General features: G+C 33.3%; 15 protein-coding genes and 1 riboswitch. Of the genes, 11 read left to right on the top strand and 4 right to left on the bottom strand.

Annotated elements, in window-relative coordinates; all coding sequences use genetic code 11:
• Positions 1–25: 25 nt before the first annotated feature.
• On the top strand, positions 26–724 hold the full coding sequence (locus NG655_RS03760) for a LytR/AlgR family response regulator transcription factor (RefSeq protein ID WP_252158012.1): 699 nt from the start codon (positions 26–28) through the stop codon (positions 722–724).
• Here the strand turns inward: NG655_RS03760 and priA are convergent.
• Both priA and NG655_RS03750 read right to left on the bottom strand, forming a co-directional pair.
• Positions 718–3,168, bottom strand: coding sequence for a replication restart helicase PriA (priA, locus tag NG655_RS03755; RefSeq protein WP_252158011.1), 2,451 nt, complete (start codon positions 3,166–3,168; stop codon positions 718–720). The genes NG655_RS03760 and priA overlap by 7 nt on opposite strands.
• Before the next feature lie 8 nt (positions 3,169–3,176).
• Entirely contained in the window at positions 3,177–4,100 is a 924-nt protein-coding gene (locus tag NG655_RS03750; protein ID WP_252158010.1) for a YihY/virulence factor BrkB family protein, read from the bottom strand.
• Between the two features lie 130 nt (positions 4,101–4,230).
• Here NG655_RS03750 and rlmH point away from each other — a divergent pair, with 130 nt between their 5' ends.
• The 6 genes from rlmH to purB all read left to right on the top strand — a co-directional run bounded on the left by rlmH (position 4,231) and on the right by purB (position 10,011).
• A complete protein-coding gene (gene rlmH / locus NG655_RS03745) occupies positions 4,231–4,704 on the top strand; it encodes a 23S rRNA (pseudouridine(1915)-N(3))-methyltransferase RlmH (RefSeq protein ID WP_252158009.1) in 474 nt (157 codons plus the stop codon).
• 7 nt (positions 4,705–4,711) lie between these two features.
• Entirely contained in the window at positions 4,712–5,290 is a 579-nt protein-coding gene (locus NG655_RS03740; RefSeq protein ID WP_252158008.1) for a non-canonical purine NTP diphosphatase, read from the top strand.
• Between the two features lie 61 nt (positions 5,291–5,351).
• Positions 5,352–7,223: a DEAD/DEAH box helicase gene (locus tag NG655_RS03735; RefSeq protein ID WP_252158007.1), complete on the top strand. Its 1,872-nt coding sequence runs from the start codon at positions 5,352–5,354 to the stop codon at positions 7,221–7,223.
• 74 nt (positions 7,224–7,297) lie between these two features.
• Positions 7,298–8,074, top strand: a complete 777-nt coding sequence (locus NG655_RS03730; RefSeq protein WP_252158006.1) for a carboxypeptidase-like regulatory domain-containing protein — start codon at positions 7,298–7,300, stop codon at positions 8,072–8,074.
• 1 nt (position 8,075) lies between these two features.
• Positions 8,076–8,603 carry a hypothetical protein gene (locus tag NG655_RS03725; RefSeq protein ID WP_252158005.1) on the top strand — a complete coding sequence of 176 codons (528 nt, stop codon included), beginning with the start codon at positions 8,076–8,078 and terminating at the stop codon, positions 8,601–8,603.
• Between the two features lie 64 nt (positions 8,604–8,667).
• Entirely contained in the window at positions 8,668–10,011 is a 1,344-nt protein-coding gene (purB, locus tag NG655_RS03720) for an adenylosuccinate lyase (protein WP_252158004.1), read from the top strand.
• Here the strand turns inward: purB and NG655_RS03715 are convergent.
• Entirely contained in the window at positions 10,008–10,556 is a 549-nt protein-coding gene (locus tag NG655_RS03715; protein WP_252158003.1) for a DUF4252 domain-containing protein, read from the bottom strand. The genes purB and NG655_RS03715 overlap by 4 nt on opposite strands.
• 102 nt (positions 10,557–10,658) lie before the next feature.
• On the opposite strand from NG655_RS03715, the gene NG655_RS03710 reads away from it, so the two are divergent.
• Positions 10,659–12,197, top strand: coding sequence for a S41 family peptidase (locus NG655_RS03710; protein WP_252158002.1), 1,539 nt, complete (start codon positions 10,659–10,661; stop codon positions 12,195–12,197).
• On the opposite strand, the gene NG655_RS03705 is transcribed toward NG655_RS03710, so the two are convergent.
• Positions 12,187–14,043: a TonB-dependent receptor plug domain-containing protein gene (locus NG655_RS03705; RefSeq protein ID WP_252158001.1), complete on the bottom strand. Its 1,857-nt coding sequence runs from the start codon at positions 14,041–14,043 to the stop codon at positions 12,187–12,189. The two genes, NG655_RS03710 and NG655_RS03705, sit on opposite strands and share 11 nt — an antisense overlap.
• Positions 14,044–14,103: 60 nt before the next feature.
• Positions 14,104–14,293: riboswitch (cobalamin riboswitch) on the bottom strand.
• Positions 14,294–14,333: 40 nt separating this feature from the next.
• Between NG655_RS03705 and NG655_RS03700 the strand changes: the two genes are divergently transcribed.
• The 3 genes from NG655_RS03700 to NG655_RS03690 are packed head-to-tail and all read left to right on the top strand — an operon-like array spanning position 14,334 to position 17,283.
• The gene (locus tag NG655_RS03700; RefSeq protein ID WP_252158000.1) at positions 14,334–15,488 is read left to right on the top strand and encodes an ABC transporter substrate-binding protein; all 1,155 of its coding nucleotides are present in this window, start codon (positions 14,334–14,336) and stop codon (positions 15,486–15,488) included.
• On the top strand, positions 15,481–16,509 hold the full coding sequence (locus NG655_RS03695) for an iron ABC transporter permease (protein WP_252157999.1): 1,029 nt from the start codon (positions 15,481–15,483) through the stop codon (positions 16,507–16,509). The genes NG655_RS03700 and NG655_RS03695 overlap by 8 nt, the downstream gene beginning before the upstream one ends.
• 3 nt (positions 16,510–16,512) lie before the next feature.
• Positions 16,513–17,283 (top strand): ABC transporter ATP-binding protein, encoded by a 771-nt coding sequence (locus tag NG655_RS03690; protein WP_252157998.1) that lies wholly within the window; start codon positions 16,513–16,515, stop codon positions 17,281–17,283.

The raw sequence follows: 17,283 nt of genomic DNA, 5'->3' as shown, positions 1-17,283 counted from the left end.
TTAACTTTGAGATCGATTAAACTCCATGAAACTAAACTACCTACTTCTTGATCCAAACGATGGCGAACGCAATCAAATTAGACAAAGACTTAAAGAAATTTCTAAGTTAAGTCTTGTAAAAGAATGCACTGATCTTAATGAACTAGAGGAGTTAATCAAAAATAAGTTCATCGATCTAATAGTGATTGATCCCACCGGTAATGAAGAAAAAACATTTAATTTCGTAGTCCAACACGGATTACAAAAAAAAGTTGCCTTCACCTCAAAAAAATCAAGGCTCGCGGTTAAATCCTTTGAAATTGGAATTTTAGATTTTCTTCAAAAACCATTTACTTCAGACCGATTCGAAATAACTTTAGACCGTGTTAAAAACATTGGAAATATTCATAAGCATATCAATCAGGAGCTAAGAAAAAGTATTGAGGTCAAATGCAACCTTAAAACCGAAAACATAAAACTTTCATCCATACAATGGATTGAGGCAATGGGAGATTATATTAAAATTGTCACTCATAAAAAAAACTTCATTGTCCTTTCTTCAATGAAAAAAATTCAAAAAAATATACCCACAGATTTTTTTTTCAGATGTCATAAATCATTTATTATCAATACAGAAGAAGTTATTAATTTTTCCCAAACTACTATACATTTAAATAATAAAGACATACCGTTGAGCAGGTCGAAAAAAAAATTATTCAATGAATTTTGGTTAAATCGTTATTGAGGATCAACATCAACAGAAACTCTGATACTTCTGTAAGCACCAATTGCTTCAAAACTTTTTAAAGAAGAAACTACTATTTCTTTTACTTTATTACGACTTGAATTATCAATGAATTTAACCAGCAACTGTTTGTGATACAAATTCCTAACTCGAGAAATTGGTGGGTCAACTGGACCAAGAACTGATCCTTTTAAATTAATATTTAATGCACCAACAAGCCATTGAGACGCTTGATCAACTTGATTGTAATCCTTAGACTTTAAAGTTATTCTAATGAGTCTATAAAATGGAGGATATTGATATTCCCTTCGTTCTCGCAATTGAGAATTAAACAGAGCATCATAATTATTTTTTATTACTTGAATTAAAACCGGATGTTCGGGAGTAAAAGTCTGGATCAATACCTGACCTTGTTCATTTGATCTTCCTGACCTTCCTGCAACCTGCGACAGCATTTGAAAACTTCTTTCATGAGCTCTAAATTCTGGAAAATTCAATAATGGATCTGCATTGAGAACGCCAACTAAAGCAACATTCTTAAAATCTAGACCCTTCGTTAACATTTGGGTACCTACGAGGATTTGAACTTCTCCTTGAGTAAAAGAATCTATTATAGCATCAAAAGAACGCTTCCCACGGGTACTGTCCCAATCCATTCTTGCAACCTGGTAATCGGGAAACAACTCCTCGACCTGTTCCTCTATTTGCTGAGTACCCATTCCTTTTACATTCAAAGTATGACTAGCACAAGCACTACAAGAAACTGGTTTTGCAATATGATACCCACAATAATGACAACGAAGTTGTTGATTATATTGATGATAAGTTAAGGTTACATCACAGTTGGTACATTGAGGAATATGACCACATGTAAAACACTCCATGACAGGTGCGTAACCTCTTCTATTTTGAAATAAAATAACTTGTTTTTTATTCTCTAAAACCTCTTTAATTGACTCAATCAGTTCCTTCGAAAAAAAACCGGACATTTCTTTTTTCTTGTGTGCCTCTTTTAAATTTATACATTTAATAATGGGCATAGAAATACCACCAAACCTAGTTTTAAGCTGTGCGTAACCATATTTATTTCGCTCCACATTAAAACGAGTTTCAATTGCTGGTGTTGCAGATCCTAATAAGACTTTTGCCCCTTGAATTTTCCCTAATACGATCGCTGTGTCACGAGCATGATATCTTGGAGCAGGATCGAACTGTTTAAAAGAACTTTCGTGCTCCTCATCAACAATAACCAACCCAAGCTCTTTAAATGGTAGAAACACAGAAGACCTAGCTCCTAATATTATTTGTGCTTTATCTTCTTTGTTTAGGATGTTATTCCAAACTTCTACCCGTTCGTGAATAGAAAATTTAGAATGATATACAACTACTTTTGATCCAAATCGTGCTTGTAATCTATGGATCATTTGTGAGGTTAACGATATCTCTGGAAGCAAATACAAAACCTGCTTATCTTCAGACAAAACCTTTTCAATTAATTGAAAATAAACTTCCGTTTTACCAGAGGAAGTTACCCCCTCTAGTAGAACAACATCTTGTTTACTAAACTCATTTTCTATTTCATCAAAAGCTATTTTTTGTGTATCAGATAATGCTGATAGAGCTCGTTTTGAATTGGGTTCATAGGGAATTCGATCTTCTTCGAAAAATGACTCGACTAAAATTCCTTTTTCAATAAGCGATTTTAAAGCTGCACTTGTCGAGCCAGATTGTTTAATTAGGGATCTAACTTTTGTCCACTGAGTTAAATCGGGCTGAAGACTACAAATCCCTAAAACCAAAGCGCTTTGTTTTGGAGCTTTAGATAATTTATCGAATAGTAATGCTAATTTAGCATCTGTTCTATAAGATTCTGAGATTTGAACATAACGCACACGTTTGGGCTTAAACTTCTCTTTTAATTCTTGATAAGACTGAATTACATTCTTTTCTAATAAAGATTGAATTAACGGAAAAATATTTTTTCGATCTACTATTTTTCGGATTTCATCAACAGTCAATGTTTTTTCATCAAGTGCTTCATAAATTAAATATTCATCATCCGAAAGTAGATCTTCATTTACTTCAGTTTCTGTGTTTTTTTTTATTAATGTTTCACTGGTTAACAACAAGGCCGAAGGCAAAGCAGCCCTTAGAATAGAACCCATTGAGCACAAATAGTAGGAAGACATCCACTCCCACAACTTTATTTGATGATGCATAACTACAGGGTATTCATCCAGAATTTCTGTGATGGTTTTTGGCTCATAAGTCTGAGGGGCAACCAAATGTTTTCTGTAAATAATACCTGTGTACATTTTACTTTTCCCGAACGGAACTCCAACCCTAAAACCCGGAGATAAATAATCAAACTCTTCTTGTGTAACCCAATAAGTAAATGGTTTCGGTAATGGTAGAGGCAGCAATACATCAATAAAAAAGTGCATAGCTAATATTATTTTTCTGAGTTCTTTAGATTTGAACGTTTGTTCAGTCTTGTTAAAGTTGCATTAAGTTCAAATCCTAAGAGTAGAAGAATTGAATTAATCCAAGTGTAAAGCATAAACAACAACAAAGCTCCAATGGAACCATAGAGTTGATTATAATTCGAAAAACGATCAACATATATACCAAAAAGGTAGGTGCTTGCAATAAGTAAAAGGGTTGTTAAGAATGCACCTGGAGAAAAGAAACGTGTTATTTTACCCTCTACGGTACCAAAGAAATATAAAGTTGAAATTGAAAAATAAGCTAAAACAACAAAAAAGAATAGCTGTCCCGTTCGAATCCAATTGAATGTGCCTGGAATATAATCCGATAAATTTCTTAGAAAATATAATTCAAAAAACACAAATACAGCAACTGCTAACAACAACAGAAAAGCAAGTAAAACACTCACACCAATTGCAATTAAATATTGTCTAAAAAAATTACGAGTGAGCTTAACATGGTAGGACTCTTCAAAGCTTCCGAAAATTGCACTTACACCATTTGCTGTTAAAAAAACAGATAGTACAAAAACAGAAGAAAGCAATCCACCTCTGGGTTTACTTTGAATATCATGAAAAATTGAAGTGAAAAAAACATGGGTGTCTTGAGGAAGCAAAGCTTCTATAAACTCTAATAAAACCGAATCAAAATTTGCTATTGGAATGAATGGAATAAGATTTAGAACAAAAAGTAAAAAAGGGAATAACGCCATAAAAAAGCTAAAAGAAACACTTCCTGCTCTGGCAGTAAATGCTCCTCTTACAATACCCAAAAGGTACATTTGAATTAAATCATAAAAAGAAAATCCGTTTCCACCAGGTAACTTAATAAGTTCCAAAGCATCAACCAGTGGTCCTAGTAAAGGGATTTGTTTAAGTTTTTCTTTCATAACATTCGAATACATCAAAAATACTAATACCCTGTAAACTTCTCATTGCTTAAAAGTTTTTTTTAAAAAAGAAGCGATTTAAATAAAGATAAAAACAAAAAGTGAAATCTAGATTTAGTAAATTTGATCTATGGAAATACAGTTAATTTGCATTGGAAAAACTGATAATAATGACCTTCAAAAGTTAATATTAAACTATCAGGATCGCTTAAAACACTATATCAAATTTACCCTTCAAATTATACCAGACATAAAAGGTGCCAAGAATCTTTCACAAGAGCAACAAAAAAACAAAGAAGCAGAATTAATTGAGAAACAAATAAAGAGTTCTGACCTTGTCGTCTTGTTAGACGAACATGGGAAAGAATATTCCTCTGTTGGTTTTTCTGAGTTTTTAAATAAAAAAATGAATTCAGGGTCAAAAAGATTAATTTTTATAATCGGTGGCCCCTATGGATTCTCAAAAAAAATACACCAAAAATACAACTCCAAAATAGCTCTGTCTCAAATGACATTTTCTCATCAAATGATACGTTTGTTTTTTGTAGAACAGGTATATCGTGCCTACACTATATTAAAAAACGAACCCTACCACCATAGATAAAAAAATTATGAAACTAGTATTTGCTACACACAACCTCAATAAGTTAAAAGAAATAAAAGAAATTGTTCCAGAAGGAATTGAAATTTTAAGTTTAACCGACATTAACTGCCAAGAAGATATTGAAGAAACAGGAACTACCTTGGAAGAAAATGCCAGAATTAAGGTAGATTATGTGAAAAATAATTATGGCTATAATTGTTTTTCAGATGACTCTGGTCTTGAAATCGATACTTTAAATGGAGAACCGGGAGTATTTTCAGCTCGGTATGCTGGGGCAGAAAAAAACAATGAAAAAAATATTGCGAAAGTTTGGGAAGAACTCGATAATAAAGAAAATAAAAGTTGTCAATTTAGAACAATAATTGCTGCAAATATCGAAGGAAAAGAATCTCAATTTGAAGGGGTTGTTCGCGGAGAAATAATACATGAAAAAAGAGGGGCTGGAGGCTTTGGATATGATCCGATTTTTATTCCTGAAGGTTACTCTAAAACTTTTGCGGAATTAGATAAAAAAGTCAAAAATACAATCAGCCACAGAGCTAAAGCGTTCGGTTTTTTTGTAAAGTACTTAATGTCAGTAGATTAAATGAATTATTTAAAGGCCGTAAAGAAACACTAACTCAATTATTAGCAGTACCTTTGCGGCAATGAAAACATTCCAAGAACTTGGTCTTAATGAGGCTTTATTAAAAGCGATTGAAGACATGGGGTTTGAAACCCCTTCAGAAGTACAAGAAAAAGCGATTCCTATTCTACTTGAGAAAGATACTGATATAGTTTCTTTAGCTCAAACTGGAACCGGAAAAACTGCAGCATTTGGTTTTCCAATGCTTCAAAAAATTGATTCCAAAAGTAGAACTACTCAAGGACTTATCTTATCTCCTACTAGAGAACTTTGCTTACAAATTACACAAGAATTAAAAAACTACTCTAAACATATTAAAGGTGTTAATGTTGTTGCCATTTATGGTGGAGCAAGTATAACGGACCAAGCTAGAGCAGTAAAAAAAGGGGCTCAAATTTTAGTTGCTACCCCAGGACGTATGCAAGACATGATTCGCAGAAGACTGGTTGATGTATCTAAAATAGAATATTGTGTCCTTGATGAAGCTGATGAAATGCTTAATATGGGATTTTTTGAGGATATCACCGAAATCCTTTCCCATACACCTGACGAAAAAAGCACTTGGTTATTTTCTGCCACAATGCCAAAAGAGGTATCAGTGATTGCAAAGAAATTCATGTACAATCCAGAAGAAATTACCGTTGGTACAAAAAATGCTGGAACTAAAAATGTAAGTCATGAATACTACAAAGTAAGTGGTAGAGATCGTTATCCTGCATTAAGAAGACTTGCCGATGCTAATCCTGATATATTCTCCGTAGTTTTTTGTAGAACTAAAAGAGACACACAAAACGTAGCAGAAAAACTAATTGAAGATGGCTATAATGCTGGAGCTCTTCATGGGGATCTGAGTCAAAATCAGCGAGACTTGGTAATGAAATCTTTCCGTAACAAACAAATTCAAATGCTAGTCGCAACTGACGTTGCAGCTCGAGGGATTGATGTAGATAATATTACGCACGTTATACACTATCAACTTCCAGACGAGATAGAAACATACACACACAGAAGTGGAAGAACTGGTCGTGCAGGAAACCAAGGAGTTTCCATGATCATTGTAACACAAAGTGAATCACGGAAAATTAGAGCCATAGAGAAAAAAATTCAACTCAACATAGAGATGAAAAAAATTCCTACAGGAATGGAGATATGTGAAACTCAACTCTATTCTCTTGCTCAGAAAATTAAAAATACTACCGTAAACGACGATATTTTCAATTACCTTCCTAAAGTAGAGGCAGAATTAGAAGATCTAAGTAAAGAAGAATTAATCCAACGTCTTGTTTCTGTTGAGTTTGCTCGTTTCCATAATTACTACAAAAAATCTAAAGACCTAAATAGTAAATTTGAAGACAATCCTTCTGAAAAAACAAAGCACAACAAAAAAGAAAGTACAAGATACTTTATTAATGTTGGTGAACGAGATGACTACAACTGGATGGCTCTTAAGGATTTTCTAAAAGCAACTCTCGAAATAGATACAGATGACATCTTCCATGTAGATGTTATGGAAAGCTTTTCTTTCTTCAACACTCCAAACAGTCTTCAAGAAAAAGTTTTAGCTAAATTCACAGATTTCCAGCTTAATGGACGCTATATAAACGTAGAAGTTTCAGAGAAAGCTCCAAGAGGTAGAAGCGGTGGTGGCGGAAAAAGAAAAAACTTTAGAAAAGGTGGTGACTCTGGTGGAGGCGGCTACAAGAAAAAGTTTAATTCATCTGGGGGATCAGGAGGCAACTATGATCGAGGAAAAAGAAGAAGTTTCGACAACAATCCAGAATCAAAAAGAGAAGGTTCAAGCGGTTCTTCTAGAAGATCAGATTCTGGCTCAAAACCAAAATACGGATCTAAAGGAAATAAGCCTGGAGGGTTCGGAAGAAGGTCTAGAAAATAATATGTCTTTGTTAAATTAATAACAAAAAGACATATTTACTGGGGATCGAAGTTTTTCTTTATATTTTTGTATTTATGATTTCTAAGATATCCAAAAGTCTTTTACTACTTTGTTTGATATTTCCTTTATTAATTAATGCTCAAGATCCTGAAAGAAGAGTCTTAAGAGGTATTATAGAAAATGAGGTTACAGAAAACGTAATGAGTAGTGTTCATGTACTCAACCTGAACACCATCGTTGGATCTATTTCGAACGATAAAGGAGTTTTTGAAATTGAAGCTAAAGCAAACGATACACTCTATTTTTCTTATCTAGGATATAAACCACTCAAAGTAGCGGTTACCCAAGATATGATCAAATTCGAAAACCCTAAATTTAAATTAACGGTTTTAGCCTATGCTTTAGAAGAAGTAATCCTTCAACCCTATCAGCTAACCGGATATCTTGCAATTGACGTTAAAAACGTTCCCCTAAATCCTGCAGGGAGATATCAAATTCAAGGACTTCCAAGCAACGGATATGAAGCAGGAAACAGGAATCGATCTTCTATTTCTAAAGCTGTTGGTGCTCTTTTTAATCCTGCAGATTTCTTATACAATCTATTTGGTAAAAATCCAAAACAAATGAGGAAACTCAAAAAAATGCGCGCGGATGACCAAATAAAAAATCTCTTGGCTTCAAAATTTGACAGACAGGTTTTAATTCAACTTCTCGGCATTGACCTGGTAAACATTGAAGAGATATTAAGGAATTGCAATTACTCAAAATCATTTATTAGAGAAGCTAATGATTTGCAAATTCTTGAAGCAATAAGCGGATGCTACGAAGAATTTAAAATCTTACAATCATAGCATGAATCCTGCTACTCTTAAAGAAGCTCTTTTAGGGTACACAGCTTCTATAGAAGACCGAAAAAAAGGCTCCGATTTAATTAAAAACAAACCTGAACTGGAAGCAGAGTTAATTGCTCTTTGTTTTTCTAAAAATCAAAAAAGAGAAAACATTATGGCTTCTTGGGTTTTAGAACGTTTAATTTTAATTGAAAAACACATCTACTTACACAAGTACATCGATGAATTCTTAAAAGCACTCCAAAATCAAAAACATGAAAGTAAGCGCAGACCTTTCGCAAAATTACTTTACAATTACTGTGTTAATGAAGAGTACAGAAGTTTATTAGAAAAAAAGCAAATAGATCTTATTGTGGATTTTTGTTTCAGCACTTTGTTAGAGGCAAAAAAAATTGCTCCCAAAGCATTTGCACTCAAAACAATAATATTCTTCAAATACCACGAAGAATGGATTAAAACGGAGTTAAGTTCTTTTATTGAGCAGGAACTGCCAAGAACTTCACCCGGTTTAAAGGCAACCGTTAGATAAATCCTACCGATTTGATTTTAAGTTTGCTTCAAGAAACGTATCTTTGGACTCATAATTTGAAGTTATGAAACTTAACACCCTCAATGCAATATCTCCTATAGACGGACGCTATAGAATTAAAACAAAAAATCTATCTCCTTTCTTTTCAGAGGAAGCACTGATCCGATATCGTGTTAGAGTTGAAATTGAATATTTTATTGCATTGTGTGAGCTTCCACTTCCACAATTAAAATCTTTTAACCATTCGCTGTTTGAAGAGTTACGTTCAATTTATCAACATTTCACAGCGGATGACGCTCTTGAAATCAAAGGAATTGAAAAAACAACCAATCATGATGTTAAAGCAGTTGAGTATTTCATCAAAAAAGAATTCGATAAGTTAGAACTTCAAGAATACAAAGAGTTTATCCATTTCGGGTTAACCTCACAAGACATTAACAACACAGCCATTCCCTTATCAATTAAAGAGGCTCTAGAAAAAGCTTATTTACCAGAACTGGATAGCTTAATTGAAGACCTAAGAACACTTTCTGAGGAATACAAGGAAGTTCCTCTTTTAGCGCGAACTCACGGTCAACCTGCATCGCCAACTAGACTCGGAAAGGAAATTGATGTATTTATAAATCGACTGGAACACCAAAGAAAATCATTAATTGGAATTCCAAATGCTGCTAAATTTGGAGGAGCAACTGGAAATTTCAATGCACACCATATAGCATATCCCGAAACAGACTGGAAAGTATTCGGTACTAATTTCGTTGAAAACAGCCTTGGCTTACACCACTCTTTCCCAACTACTCAAATTGAACATTACGATTACTTTGCAGCACTTTGCGACTGTCTCAAAAGAATAAACACTATTATAATTGATTTAGACAGAGACTTTTGGACCTATATTTCAATGGATTATTTCAAGCAAAAAATTCTTGATGGAGAAGTTGGCTCATCTGCCATGCCACATAAAGTAAATCCAATAGATTTTGAAAATTCCGAAGGTAACTTAGGAATTGCCAATGCACTTTTTGAATATTTCGCTGGAAAACTTCCTATTTCAAGATTACAAAGAGATCTAACAGACAGTACTGTTTTAAGAAATATTGGAACCCCGTTTGGTCATTCTCTCATTGGCTTTTCATCTACTAAAAAAGGGTTGAGTAAATTGTTGTTAAACCAAGATAAAATTCAACAAGACTTGAGTGAAAATTGGGCTGTTGTTGCTGAAGCCATTCAAACAATTCTAAGAAGAGAAGGATATCCAAATCCGTATGAAGCGCTTAAAGGACTTACAAGAACTAATCAAGAAATTAATCAAGATTCACTACATACTTTCATAGATGCACTTGAAATTGATACTAAGATTAAAGCGGAGTTAAAAAAAATTACTCCATTTAACTATACTGGAATCTAGTTAAGCTCTTTCAAGAAATTACCTCCGGGCACATCAACAATTTCTGTCAAAATTGCTATTTGATTTAGATCGATATTTCCTTCAATAGAAAGAAGTATATAATCTATATTAGATAAATTAAGACCTTCTTGATCTGCATATTTCTGAGCTCCTTTAACGAACATTACCAACCGCTCTACTTTAGAATCGTCTGGTCCATATACAGCGCAAAACTGAACATCTACTTCTTTTTCTGAAATGTTCATTATTGTCTCTAAATCGGTTTGATCTAATTGAGATAAAACCCAAGACTCCATATCAGTTGCTATACCTATACTTTTTGAACTCAAAACTTTAAAAGATTTTAAGTTCTGAATCATTTCTATAAATCCATCCGTATTAGCATCTCCAGTATTGATCGATAATTTCCCCAACATCTCAAACATTTTAGGACTAACACTTAAATAAGATGCTTCTGGATTTTTCTGATATTTTTCAAATATATCTTGCGCTGAAGTTAGATTTGAAATTAAGATTAAAAAAATAAAAAGTAGAGAATTCTTCATTTGGAATGTTTTTTGAAAGTACAAGTATAAGGATATATTTTAAAAAGTATTATTATTCAAAAGAGTTCCTTAAATTTATACGGATTATCATAACCATATGAAATGAAAAAAACATTTGTAACCTTAATATTGGTTTTTTCTGCTTTTTTAATTGGGTGTTCATCAGAAGATCGAGATGATGCAATAATTAATATTCCAGATGATACTACTGCTTCAACGACTACAACCTCAACAACAACTCATACTCCCACGGAACCGGTAGCAAACATTGCTATTAACGATTACATTTGGAAAGGGATGAATCAATATTACTATTGGCAAGAGAATGTCCAAGATCTTGCAGATTCAAAAACTGACAACACTACAGAATACAATGCTTTTTTAGGAGAGATAGTTGTTCCTTCTGATTTTTTTGATAGCTTAAATCATGCAGACGATCGATTCAGTTGGATTGAAGAAAACTATGTTGATTTAGAAAACCAGTTGGCCGGTATTTCCGCTTCTAATGGAATGAAGTTTTATGTGACAAGACAATGTGCTAACTGTAATGATTTAGTTGCCGTAGTAACCTATGTATTGCCAGAATCCGATGCAGCTGCAAAAGGACTTGAGCGTGGAGATTTAATAACTACTATTAATGGGAGAACTTTAAATGTTGACAACTATGTTGAGTATTTGTATGGCAGCTTAATGACCATTACCGTTGGATTAGCTGAATATAATGCTGAATCCCAATCTTTTGTTAGCACTGCAGATAATATTATTCTTGATAAAGTAGAAAACTTTCAGGAAAATCCGATTCATAAAAATGTAGTTATTGAGCAAGGAGATAGAAGAGTTGGATATTTAATGTACAATCAGTTTGTTAGTGGTTTTGATGATCAGCTCATTCAAACTTTTTCTGATTTTGAATCTCAAAACATTACTGACTTAGTTCTCGACCTTAGATATAATGGGGGTGGTTCTGTTCGTTCTTGCGCATATCTAGCAAGTATGATCACCGGTCAATTTACAGACGAAATTTTTGCACAACAAATATGGAATTCAAAATTAATGGCATACTTCAACAACATTAATAACAATGCGGATCCTGATGATGATTTTGAATTGAACAACTATTTTTCAAACGTAACTGTGGATGGTAGTTCTCTTCCCAGCTTGAACCTTACTAATCTGTATGTTTTAACAACAAACAGAAGTGCCTCTGCTAGTGAACTTTTAATTAACGGACTGGCACCCCACATCAATGTAATTCAAATAGGTGGAACAACGGTGGGTAAAAATGTAGGATCCATAAGCGTGTATGACTACATAGACAATAATGGAACAAAGAACCCGAACCACACATACGCGATGCAACCCATTGTATTAAAAATAGCAAACAGCGAAGGTTTTGCTGATTATACAGAAGGTTTAATTCCAGATGTAGCACAAGTTGAAAGTTCAACAAATCTTGGAGTTCTTGGTGATCCAACGGAACCTTTCTTAGCTACTGCATTAAACCAAATTTCTGGATCTGGAAAATACACTATTCCAGAAGGAGATGATGCAATTCCTATGAAAGATCCAATATTTGAATCCACTAACGGAATGCATATTGAATTCCCGCAACAAAAAATTGGACAGCTGTTTAAAAAGTAAAAATTAAACCCACTCTAAAGTTACGCCCCTGAGTACTGAAATTTTCAATTTCTATGTATTCAGCATCAAAAAGGTTGGATAATATTAAAAACGCATTCAATCTTTGATTGAGAAAAGTATGCGTAAGTTTTAAATCTACTAAAGTGTATGCTTCTAATTCAAGATCACTTAAACTTGCCCTAGTGCCTATGTGCTGAATACTTGTGTTTACGTGAAATCTATCATGAACATCATAGTCCAAAATACCACTCGCAGCATGCTTTGGAAGGTTTATTAAATTACCTCCTGTTGTTTCGTTGTAAGTGTAATTAAAGCGGAGATCTACAAGATTAAAAAGTTTATTTTGATACTCAAATTCAACACCCTTGTAAGTTAATTCACTTTCAGAATTTCCATATCTGTAAGTTGAAAAGTCATAAACAAGAGTTGGATTTTCTGTTCTTCTAAAAACTACTAGCGATGCTTTCGTATTCTTATTATCTGACCATTCTGTACCCAGTTCAAAAGTTGTATTCTCTTCAGGTTTTAATTCTAAATTTCCGGAATAAAAGTCATACAATTGATATAAACTAGGTGGTATAAATGCGGAGCTTAATGATGAAAATAGTTTTAACCTATTTTCATTAGCTAGATTAAAAGAATAGCTAGGGTTAAAACTATACGTTAGATGATCTCCATAGGTTTCATGTTTATTTAAACGGGTTCCTGCGTTTAAATTAAAACCATAAGACGATAAATAAACCAAGTTAAAATAAACATCATTTTGACTTACCGAAGGGACTCCTTCATAAGAAGAGTTTTGATGCGTATATCCGACGATCGCATAAAGTCTTTCTTTAAAAATATATTTGTTATAAACATCTAACATTAAGTTCGATGCTTCTAAGTATCTAGGATAACTATCCTGAAAGTCTCGATCTGTATTTTGTATCCCAAAAGTAGCATTTATACTTCCCTTTGAATAAGAATATGAAGAACTCCAGGAAAACCGCTCTAAGTCAGTTATTAAAACAAAATCTGAGTCTTCAACCGGAAAAACATTATCGTAATCAGAAGCAATGTGAGCTTTGTTATAAGATAAATTCCAATCAAAAGAAGCTCCATCCCTACCGAATTGAACTCCAATATTAGAACGATTAAAACGATCCAATTCATCTCCATTACTAACCGAACTCATTCCGTTAATATTTTGATTCGCAATATTGAATTTATATGTTAGTTTTTTTCTAGTCCCGCTTAAGTTTAAATAATTACTGAGATAACTAAATTTATCAAATGACTCATTAGCAGCTTGATGAGAACCAACAACAGATCCAACACTAAACTCAAGAGCTTTATTCGATTTTTTAGTAGTTATATTTACAACACCTGTAGAAGCAGAACTACCATATAAAGTACTTGCAGCACCTTTTACTATTTCAATAGAAACAATGTCAGAGAGGTTTAAATAATTTAAATCAAAGTCATTATCTATTCTAGAAGGGTCTGAAACTCGAACACCATCAATTAAAATAAGCACTTGTCTGTTACGTCCTCCTCGGATGGAAAAATTTAAATTCTGCCCTGCTGCAGAACGGGAACCGATTATATTGATACCACCATAGGTTTGTAATAATTCGGAAAGACTGTTTCCTTGGAAGTCTCGGAGTTCTTTTTCTGAAATTTTAATTACATTTTTTCCAGATTGAGATCGTTTAATTTCAAAACGCGAATCTACGACGACTACTTCTTCGAGTTCAGTTTCATTTGGGGTAATTTTTTCTAACGGATCAATTTTATTTTCTTGAGAAAAGGCAAAAAAAGCATTCAACAACAAGAAACAGCTAAGTGTAATTCTTAACAACATAAAGTTTAATAACAAAAGGATAAACAACAAAAATGGTTCAAAATCTTTATCCCGAAGATTCTAAATCATTATAAAATGGTAGGTATCCTGACTCACTTTCCTTAACGACCTTCCCATTCAATGAACAGTGGTGAAGCATTAAAAAAGTCTCTAAAAGAGACTAAAGCATACAGTTGCGGGAACAGTTTTGGACTTTAACCAAATTCCCTTTTAATCTTGAAATTCAAGAACCAAATTACTTCGCGAAAGTATAATATTTATTTCATAAAAAATAAAATCATTCAACTTTAATGAAACTAAAAATTAGATGTAATTTTGATGTTGTGAAACTACTCGATCATTACTTTTTGCTGAGTTTATTATTTGTTGGTTGCACTTCTGTTGAGCCAGAAAAGAACACTTCAATCTCTACTGAATATGCTACTGGTTTTTCAATTGAAAAAAAAGACGCTTTCACGATTATTACAATAAATGACATCCTCCCTAATTCACAAAAAACATTCCGATATGTTTTATCATCAAATAAAGGGAAAATTCCAAGTAATATAGTGTATGATGGATTTATAAAAACCCCTGTAAAACGTATTATCGCTACTTCAACAACCCATATTTCCTATCTAGAGGAGTTAAATGCTACGGCTACACTAGTTGGATTTCCAGAAACAAAATACATTTCTTCTTCAACAGTTAGAAAAAGAATAGCAAACAATGAAATAACAGACGTTGGCAAGAGTAACCAATTGAATGTAGAACGGGTGCTGGAATTAAATCCAGATTTGATTCTTAGTTTTGGCGTGGAGTCAATTGACAACTCATTAGATCGTTTCAATAAAATGGGAATCGCTACTGTTTTTATAGGAGAATGGAATGAACATCATCCCCTTGGAAGAGCAGAATGGATTAAGGTATTGGGTGCTTTATTACAAAAAAGCAAATTATCTGATTCCATTTTCAAAAACATAAAAGTGAAATACAACGAAGCCAAATCGCTTGTGTCTAATTTGAGTCATAAACCAAGTGTAATTGCTGGCTCTATTTATCAAGATATTTGGTATTTACCGGGCGGTAAAAGTTATTTAGCAAAACTCTTACAAGATGCAAATGCCAATTATCTATGGAGTGATAATTTAAATAAAGGTAGTTTGGCACTTAGTGTAGAATCTGTTTTAGAAAAAGGACAAAATGCTGACTATTGGTTTGCACCAGGGCAACACACCTCCTACTCTGTTCTAAATAAAGAACATCCGTTATACTCAAAATTTAAAGCAACCCAAAACAATAAAATATTCACCTACTCAAAATCTGTAGGGGTTTCAGGAGGGGTCTTATTCTTTGAATCAGGAGCGTGTAAACCAGATGTTGTTTTAAAAGACATAATTCATCATCTTTACCCTGAAATTACTAAAGCATATACACCCTATTATTTTCTTCCATTAAATGAATGATTTTAAAAATTATAAAGGCTTTTTTACTTTCCTTATAGGAATGCTTTTTTTGTGCATAATTTTTAATTTAGGCCTTGGCTCTGTTGACATTCCTTTATGGGAAGCTATAAAAATAACCCTTGGGTATCCAACTACAAAACCAACTTTCGAATATATTCTGCTAGACTATAGAATTCCAAAAGCAATAACCGCCCTACTTACAGGAGGAAGTTTAGGCGTTTGTGGTTTGATGATGCAAACGTACTTTAGAAATCCCTTAGCAGGGCCATACGTACTTGGAATAAGTTCTGGAGCCAGTTTAGGTGTAGCTATTCTATTAATGGGAAGTTCAGTATTTGGAGGATGGTTTACTTTGGGTGAAGTTGGTTTTCGATGGGCAATTATGATTGCAGCAAGCATTGGAAGTATCGGTGTTTTTAGTTTAATTCTTTTAGCCTCCTTAAAATTAAAAAACAGTACTTCTTTATTGATTTTAGGATTAATGTTTGGAAGTTTAACGGCAGCAATTGTAAACATATTAATGTTCTTTGGAAGTAAAGAGGCACTTCAAAAATATGTTTTTTGGTCCTTTGGTAGTTTAGGAAACATGAACACTTCGGAGCTAAAAATATTGAGTTTATTCATAATGATCGGACTCATCATGTCTGTATTTGCAATAAAAAATCTAAACAGTTTAATGCTAGGAGAAACCTACGCTCAATCTCTAGGAGTATCTCTCAAAAAAAGTAGGTATTTAATTGTAATATCAAGTAGTTTATTAGCTGGAGCAACAACAGCTTTTGTTGGCCCTATAGGCTTTATTGGCCTTGCTGCTCCTCATTTAATTCGATTATTAATTCCTTCAACAAGGGATCATAAAATCATTCTTCCAGCTGTTTTTTTAGGAGGTGCATTGTTACTATTAATTTGCGACTCTATTTCTCAGCTCCCCGGAAGTGCTGCTGTATTACCAATTAATGGAATAACTTCTCTAATTGGAGCCCCATTAATAATATTCCTTATTTTACGTCAACGAAATTAAATTATGATTAAAATCAACCATCTTACCACGGGTTATAATTTAAGAGGAAAAACTAAAACAGTTTCTTTTGATATTGATGTGAAAATTGAAAAAGGGTCCCTAATTGGTGTTTTAGGTGGAAATGGTATAGGAAAAAGTACACTTTTAAAAACAATAGCTGGCTTTGAAAAGCCAATTAAAGGCAGTGTATTGATCGATGAAAAGAGTATTCACGAAATGAATCTTTTAGAAAAAGCACAATGTTTAAGTATTGTTTTAACCGATAGAAAAGTTAATGGAGATCTTTTGGGTAAAGAAGTAATTCAACTTGGAAGACAACCTCACACCAATTGGATTGGGAGTCATTCCGAGAACGATAAAGCTTTTGTTTTAGAAATTATAGATGAATTAAATCTCAACGAACTCGTTAATCAAAAGGTGAAAAATTTGAGTGATGGTGAGTTCCAAAAAATAGTATTAGCAAGAGCTTTATCGCAAGATACTTCGGTTTTACTTTTAGACGAACCCAGCACACACCTAGATTTGTACAATAAAGCAGTATTATTTAAACAAATAAAAAGGATTGTTGCGGATAAAAAAAAGACCGTGCTATTTACTAGTCATGATCTAAACAGTGCAATTCAAATATGTGATAAAATCTTACTCCTTTTAGAGGATCGATGGGAATTTGGAACCCCAAATGAATTAATCAAAAAAGGGGTCTTCCAAAACGTATTTCCTGAAGAAACCGTTGGATTTGACCCCATTTTAAAACAATTTAGAATCTGTATTTAA

The sequence above is a fragment of the Candidatus Arcticimaribacter forsetii genome, from assembly GCF_910589745.1.
GTDB classification, from domain to species: Bacteria; Bacteroidota; Bacteroidia; order Flavobacteriales; family Flavobacteriaceae; genus Arcticimaribacter; species Arcticimaribacter forsetii.
The sequence above is the reverse complement of the archived record's forward strand: the minus strand, read 5'-3'. Positions and strand labels throughout refer to the sequence as shown.